Consider the following 6,185-nt stretch of genomic DNA (forward strand, 5'->3'; position numbering starts at 1 on the left):
GGCGAGGTCGACATACTGGTCGGCGGCGGCGAATGGGTGACGGCGGGCCTGGCCAAGGAAAACCCGGCGCTGGACTTCTCCATCCCGAAAGAAGGTGCGGTTCTGTGGTCGCAGTCGCTGGCCATGTTCAAGGATTCCAAGAACAAGGACATGGCGCTGAAGTTCATCCAGTACATTATGAGCCCGGAGGGCCAGGCGCGGCTTGCCACCTCCTCCTGCTACTGGGGCATGCCGGCCAACACCAAGGCAGCACTGACCGACGACCAGAAGAAGGTGCTGCGCTTCGACGAACAGCCGGGCTTCCTGACGCGTGCCCAGGCCTATCCGGCGCCGAACGCCGATCTCGACAAGAAGATGCAGGACATGTGGACCGAAATGCTGCAGGCGAAATGAGCCGATAGCGCTCATGAGCTCGGCTGGAAACAACCCCTTGCCCCGGGCGGGCCATACCCTGCCCCGGGCGAGCTCTGCTCTGCCCCGGGCGAGCTCTGCTCTGCCCTGGGCGCTGGTCACGCCGGCGCTCGGCTGGACGCTGCTGTTCTTCGTGCTGCCGTTCATTGCCATGGGGTTTTCCAGCCTGACGGCGCATGAGGGCGGCGGCTTCACGCTGTCCAACTACAGCCAGTTCTTCACCAACCCTTCCTACTGGCAGGCGATGGTGAACTCGCTTGAGGTGACCGCGATCGTCACCGTGGTCTCGGTGCTGCTCGCCTATCCCTTCGCCTGGATCCTCGCCGAACAGGTGCCGGAGCGCTGGCAGCGGCTGGCGCTGATGCTGGCGGTGCTGCCGTTCTGGACCTCCTATGTCGTGCGCTCCTATTCCTGGCTGCTGGCGCTGGCGCAGAACGGCGTCGTAAACCGGGCGCTGACCGGCTCCGGTCTCATCAGCGAGCCTGTGCATCTCGCCAACACGCGTTTCGCCACCATCACCGGCTTCGTGCACTTCTTCGTCATGTTGTTGACGCTGACGATCTTCGCCAATCTCAAACAGCTCAGCCCGAGCTACCGCAAGGCGGCCGCCGATCTCGGCGCCGGGCCGGTGCGAACCTTCCTGCATGTCGTGCTGCCGCTGACCTTGCCCGGCATCATGGTCGGCGCCTTCCTCACTTTCGTGCTGTGCATCGGCGACTACATCACGCCGCAGATCCTGGGCGGCAACAACGAGCTGCTGATGCCGCAGCTGGTGATGATGCAGATCGGCCGGCGCGGCGACTTTCCGCTGGCCTCGGCGCTGTCGATCATCCTGATGGCGGTGGTCACCATCGCCTATCTCGCCTGCGCCCGCTGGCTGAAGATCGAGCGGGCCTGAGATGCGCAGGATTGTCCGCATCGCCTCCTGGCTCTACGCGCTTGCCGTCTACGGCTTCATCTTCCTGCCCGTGATCGTGCTGGTGCTGTTTTCGCTGCAGGCGACGTCGTTCCCGATCCCGCCCTTCACCGGCCCGTCGCTGCGCTGGTACGACGCAGTGCTCTCGGACCCACGGCTGACTTCGGCGTTGGTCAATTCGCTGCTGGTGGCGTCCATCTCCTCGCTCGCCGCCGTGACGCTCGGCTTCCTTTCCGCCTGGGGCTTTGCCCGCTTCGTCCTGCCCGGCTCCGGCCTGCTGCGCGGGCTGATCACCCTGCCGCTGACGGTCAGCTATCTCATCATCGGCATGGGGCTGCTGGTGCTGTTCAACTGGGCCGGCGTACCGAAATCCTTGCTTGCCGCCGGCATCGGCCATGTCGTGATCAATCTGCCGCTGTGCTTTGCCATCATCTACAGCCAGATGGGCGACCACCAGATCAACATCGAGCGCGCCGCGCGCGACCTCGGCGCGCCGGAATGGAAGGTGCTGCTGTTGATCACCGTGCCGGTCATGGCGCCGGCCATCTTCGCCGGCTTCTTCCTGTCGATGACCTTCTCCTGGGACGAATTCGTGATCTCCTTCCTGCTCACCCGCTTCGACACCACGCTGCCGGTCGAGATCTGGAACCTGCTGCGTTCCGGCCTCAATCCCAAGACCAATGCCGTCGGCTCGCTGGTCTTCGCCGTCTCCATCGTGCTGGTGGTGTTTTTTGAACTGACATTGCTTCGGAGAAAGCCCGCATGAGCGCGCCCCTCGTCGACATCAGCAGTGTCTCGCATCGCTTCGGCCAGCACACCGTGCTGAAGGATGTCTCGCTGCAGATCGAGCCCGGCAGCTACACGATCCTGCTCGGGCCGTCCGGCTCCGGCAAGACGACGCTCTTGTCCATTCTGGGCGGCTTCGTCACGCCCAGCGAAGGCAAGGTGTTCATCCGTGGCGAGGATTGCACGTCGGTGCCGCCGGCCAAGCGCCCGACGACGACGGTGTTCCAGGACTATGCGCTGTTTCCGCATATGAGCGTCGGCAGCAATGTCGGCTTCGGCCTGCGCATGCAGGGCGTCGACGGCGCGACACGCGCCGCAAAGGCGCGCGAGGCGCTGGCGCTGGTCGGTCTCGCCTCTGCCTTCGACAAGAAGCCGCATCAGCTCTCCGGCGGCCAACGGCAGCGCGTGGCGCTGGCGCGCGCGCTGGTGATCGAGCCGGCGGTGCTTTTGCTCGACGAGCCGCTCGGCGCCCTCGACCTCAAACTTCGCCGGCAGATGCAGGATGAATTGAAGGCGATCCAGAAGCGCATCGGCACCGCCTTTATCCATGTCACGCACGACCAGGAAGAGGCGATGGCGCTGGCCGACCATTGCGTGGTGATGAATGACGGGCGCATCGAGGACGAAGGTCCGCCAGAGCGCGTCTACGCACGGCCGGCGACGCGTTTTTCGGCGACCTTCATGGGCGAAAGCACGATCCTCGCCGGCACGGTCACGGAGGCCAGCGACAGGACAAGCACCGTCGCGACGCCGGTCGGGCCGGTCTCGCTGCCCGGCGCCTTGCCGGTCGGCTCTACCGTTGCGCTGGCCATACGCCCGGAGCATCTTGTCCTCGGCGAGGCGCGCGGCGGTGTCAGGCTCGGCACGGCCGAGGTGAGCGACGTGGTTTTCCAGGGCAGCTTCAAGCGCGTGCTCGCCGTTTCCGTCGAGGACCCTTCGCTCCACTTCATCGCCAAATTGCCCGCGACGGCGACCGTCCAGCCGGGCGACAGGGTCGCGATTTCCTGCGATACCGACCAGATCATCCTGCTGACGGACTGAACTTTCTGACGGATTGAAACATGGCAACGCTTGCGGTCATCGAGGCACCAGACTGGTACGAGACCATCCGCATGAGCGATGGCGTGACCTTGATCCACGAGCCTTGGATAAAACCGTTCTTCCGCTGCAATATGTGGCATGTGCGCGGCCGCGATCGCGATCTCCTGTTCGACACCGGGCTTGGCCATTTCAGCCTCAGGCGTCACGTGCCGTTGGTCAGCGAGCGCAAGCTGATTTGCGTCGCCAGCCACACGCATTTCGACCATATAGGCTGTCACCACGAATTTCCCGAGCGCTGCGTGCACGCCGCCGAGGCCGGGATCCTCGCCGATCCGCGTAACGAGTGGACGGCAGCCGGCACCTATGCGACCGACGAAATGTTCGATCGCATGCCGCAAGGCTGGGACACGGCGCGCTACGGCATTCTGCCCGCACCGGCCGGCCGTTTGCTCGAGCATGGGGACGTCGTCGATCTCGGCGATCGTGCCTTCGAGGTGATCCACACGCCCGGCCATTCGCCCGGCGGCATCGCGCTCTATGAAAACAGGACGGGCATCCTGTTATCAGGCGATATCATCTATGACGGCCCGCTGATCGACGATGTCTACCACTCGGATATCCCCGATTACATGGCGACGCTCTTGCGTATGCGCGACCTCGATGTCTCGGTCGTGCATGGCGGCCATTTCCCGAGTTTCGGCAAAGTGCGCTACCGCCAGCTCGTCGACGAGTATCTGGAACAGAAGCGGCGAGCCGGCTGCCATCTGCGGCAGCCCTGAAAGCGGTCAGAGCGGTTCACCGTTTCACGGAAACGGCGAACCACTCCAACTCCTTGTTTGGCGCAATTCCGGACGGAAAACCGTTTCACACTTTTCCTGGAATTACTCTAGCGCATCAATTCGAAATGCCGCGGAAACGCTTGATGCAGCAGGAGCAGCATGGTCTTGCGCAGCACGTTGGTGTCGCGGCTGGATGGATTGAGATGATCCCAGTACCAGGCGCCATGAACCAGATAATTCAGGCTCTCCGACAGCGTGTCGATGTCGACGCCGGTGTAACCGCCGCTGCGCGAAATCTCGATCAGCAGCTCGCGCGCTTCGGCGGTGTAGGCAAGATCGCTCGGCAGGCCGATCTCATTGTAGATCTGCATGCTCTTGCGGTCGCTGGAGAACACGACAAAGACCGAAACCCATTTCGGGTGCTGGCGGGCGAAACGTTGCGCGCAATCGACCGCGCCCAGGGCCCGCTCAACCGGCGACAGGCCGGGCGCTCGCACCAGCGTCACCCACAGCTCATCATATCGATCGCTGAGATACTGCAGGACGGCGCGAAACAGGTTCTCCTTGCTGCGGAAATGGAAGACGACCAGGGCATTGGACGAGCCGACATGTTCGGCGATGCGCTGCATGGTGACGCTTGCCAGCCCCTCCTCCGCGATGAGCTCGATGGTGGCGTCGATGATCCGCTGCACGCTGGCTTCGCCGCGTTCGCGCCGACGGTCCTTGGGCGGCGCGGCATCGTTTGCGGCACGTCCATTCTTCGCCGTTGCGCCTTTGCGTTTTGCCGCCGCAGCTTTTTGTTGCGCCATCTTCGTCCAGCTCCTTTCGGACCTTCTGCCGGCGATCACCGACGCCGCCGCCACGGATCCGTCTATTCGAGGTGTCCGGCGTCGGCTCACCACAACCGAAACCGCAGATCAACCACGATCGCGGCAAGGGCCGCATCGCCCTGTTATAGCGACGGGCGCGTTTCGGCGTTTGTGTACCACTGCCCCTTGGCCGTCTCATAGGCCATGGCCGCCCGGAAGACATCGGCATCGCAATAGGTGCGGCCGACGATCTGGATGCCTGTCGGCACGCCGCTTGCCGCCCGGCCCGACGGCACGGATAGAACCGGACAGCGGCTCATCATGTTGAACGGCGTCGTCATCACCCAGCCAAGCGACGGGTTCACCTGCTTGCCGTTGATCTCGACCGTGCCCGTTGTCTGATCGAACTCCGCCGGCACGGCGGGAAGCGCGTTGGTCGGGCAGATCAGCACATCGTAGGTCTCCAGCAGCGGCCCCAGCGTCTGGTACATCCTGGCCGCCACTTCCAGTGTTCCGACAAAGTCCGTCGCCTTCGACCTCTGCCCGTCCTCGGCGAACTGCCTGGCATAGCTCGTCATGTCCTTGCCGTGCTCCTTGAGCAGTTGCGACAGCGAGGCGCCGAACAGATGTTCGAGATAGGCCATGCCCGCCTTGAGCACGTCGTCGCCCCAGCCCAGATCGACTTCCTCGACCGTGGCGCCAAGCGAGCGAAACACATCGCAGGCGGCAAGCGTGTTCTTGCGCACATCGGGGTCCACTTCGAAAGAACCGAGGTCCATCGAGAAAGCAATCTTCCAGCCCTTGATCGGCTTGTAGTCGCTGGGCAGGCGCAGTTTGGGGCGGAGCGTGGCGATGTCGAGCGGGCTCGGTCCGGCCATCACGTTCTGCAGCAGGATCGCATCCCCGACGTTTCGCGCCAAAGGTCCGGTGTGGCAGTAGAAATCGAGGTTGAACGGCGGCTCGTCCGGATTGCGCCCGTAAGGCGGCTTGAAGCCGACAAGACCGCAGGCCGACGCGGGAATTCGGATCGACCCGGCAATGTCCGAGCCGGTGGCGATCGACGACGTGCCGGACGCCAGCGTCGCCGCGGCACCGCCGGACGAACCGCCGGGCGTGAAATCCGGGTTCCACGGATTGCGCGTCACGCCCCAGCGTTTCGACCAGGTGTAGCCGGCGCAGCTGAATTCAGGCGTCGCCGTGCGGGCATGGACAATGCCTCCGGCCTTGATGATGCGCTCGTTCATCGTCGACGTATGGCCACCGATGGCATCCCGGGACAGCAGCGAGCCGTGCGAGGTCGGCTTGTCCTTGATGTAGCTCTCGTCCTTGATGCCGATCGGCAGTCCCTCGAGCGCCCCGGTACGGGCCCCCCTGGCGTATTTCGCCTCGGCTTTCCTGGCCAGGTCCATCGCCTCGTCGAAATGCGTGAAGGTGAGGCAGTTG

Annotated in this window: 7 protein-coding genes; 5 read left to right on the forward strand and 2 right to left on the reverse strand. The window is 63.9% G+C overall.

The window, feature by feature from the left end; all coding sequences use genetic code 11:
• The 5 genes from EN932_RS26290 to EN932_RS26310 form a co-directional block, all read left to right on the forward strand.
• A partial coding sequence (locus EN932_RS26290; RefSeq protein ID WP_128369164.1) for an extracellular solute-binding protein occupies positions 1–393 on the forward strand: 393 nt, incomplete at its 5' end.
• Between the two features lie 13 nt (positions 394–406).
• Entirely contained in the window at positions 407–1,309 is a 903-nt protein-coding gene (locus EN932_RS26295) for an ABC transporter permease (RefSeq protein ID WP_127388463.1), read from the forward strand.
• 1 nt (position 1,310) lies between these two features.
• Positions 1,311–2,093: an ABC transporter permease gene (locus EN932_RS26300; protein WP_013531381.1), complete on the forward strand. Its 783-nt coding sequence runs from the start codon at positions 1,311–1,313 to the stop codon at positions 2,091–2,093.
• Positions 2,090–3,154, forward strand: a complete 1,065-nt coding sequence (locus tag EN932_RS26305; RefSeq protein WP_127388464.1) for an ABC transporter ATP-binding protein — start codon at positions 2,090–2,092, stop codon at positions 3,152–3,154. Before EN932_RS26300 ends, EN932_RS26305 begins: the two co-directional genes overlap by 4 nt.
• A gap of 20 nt (positions 3,155–3,174) precedes the next feature.
• Positions 3,175–3,933: an MBL fold metallo-hydrolase gene (locus tag EN932_RS26310; protein WP_127370230.1), complete on the forward strand. Its 759-nt coding sequence runs from the start codon at positions 3,175–3,177 to the stop codon at positions 3,931–3,933.
• Positions 3,934–4,040: 107 nt separating this feature from the next.
• On the opposite strand, the gene EN932_RS26315 is transcribed toward EN932_RS26310, so the two are convergent.
• Positions 4,041–4,742, reverse strand: coding sequence for a TetR/AcrR family transcriptional regulator (locus EN932_RS26315; RefSeq protein WP_013531378.1), 702 nt, complete (start codon positions 4,740–4,742; stop codon positions 4,041–4,043).
• A 143-nt stretch (positions 4,743–4,885) separates the two neighbouring features.
• Positions 4,886–6,185 (reverse strand): amidase (locus EN932_RS26320; protein ID WP_164890627.1); only part of this gene is annotated, 1,300 nt, incomplete at its 5' end.

The sequence above is a fragment of the Mesorhizobium sp. M7A.F.Ca.US.002.01.1.1 genome (assembly GCF_004022955.1).
Taxonomy (GTDB): domain Bacteria; phylum Pseudomonadota; class Alphaproteobacteria; order Rhizobiales; family Rhizobiaceae; genus Mesorhizobium; species Mesorhizobium ciceri.

Coding starts and splice junctions, on each gene's coding strand:
- EN932_RS26295 (WP_127388463.1), top strand. CDS start 407: ATGAGCTCGGCTGGAAACAACCCCTTGCCCCGGGCGGGCCATACCCTG.
- EN932_RS26300 (WP_013531381.1), top strand. CDS start 1,311: ATGCGCAGGATTGTCCGCATCGCCTCCTGGCTCTACGCGCTTGCCGTC.
- EN932_RS26305 (WP_127388464.1), top strand. CDS start 2,090: ATGAGCGCGCCCCTCGTCGACATCAGCAGTGTCTCGCATCGCTTCGGC.
- EN932_RS26310 (WP_127370230.1), top strand. CDS start 3,175: ATGGCAACGCTTGCGGTCATCGAGGCACCAGACTGGTACGAGACCATC.
- EN932_RS26315 (WP_013531378.1), bottom strand. CDS start 4,742: ATGGCGCAACAAAAAGCTGCGGCGGCAAAACGCAAAGGCGCAACGGCG.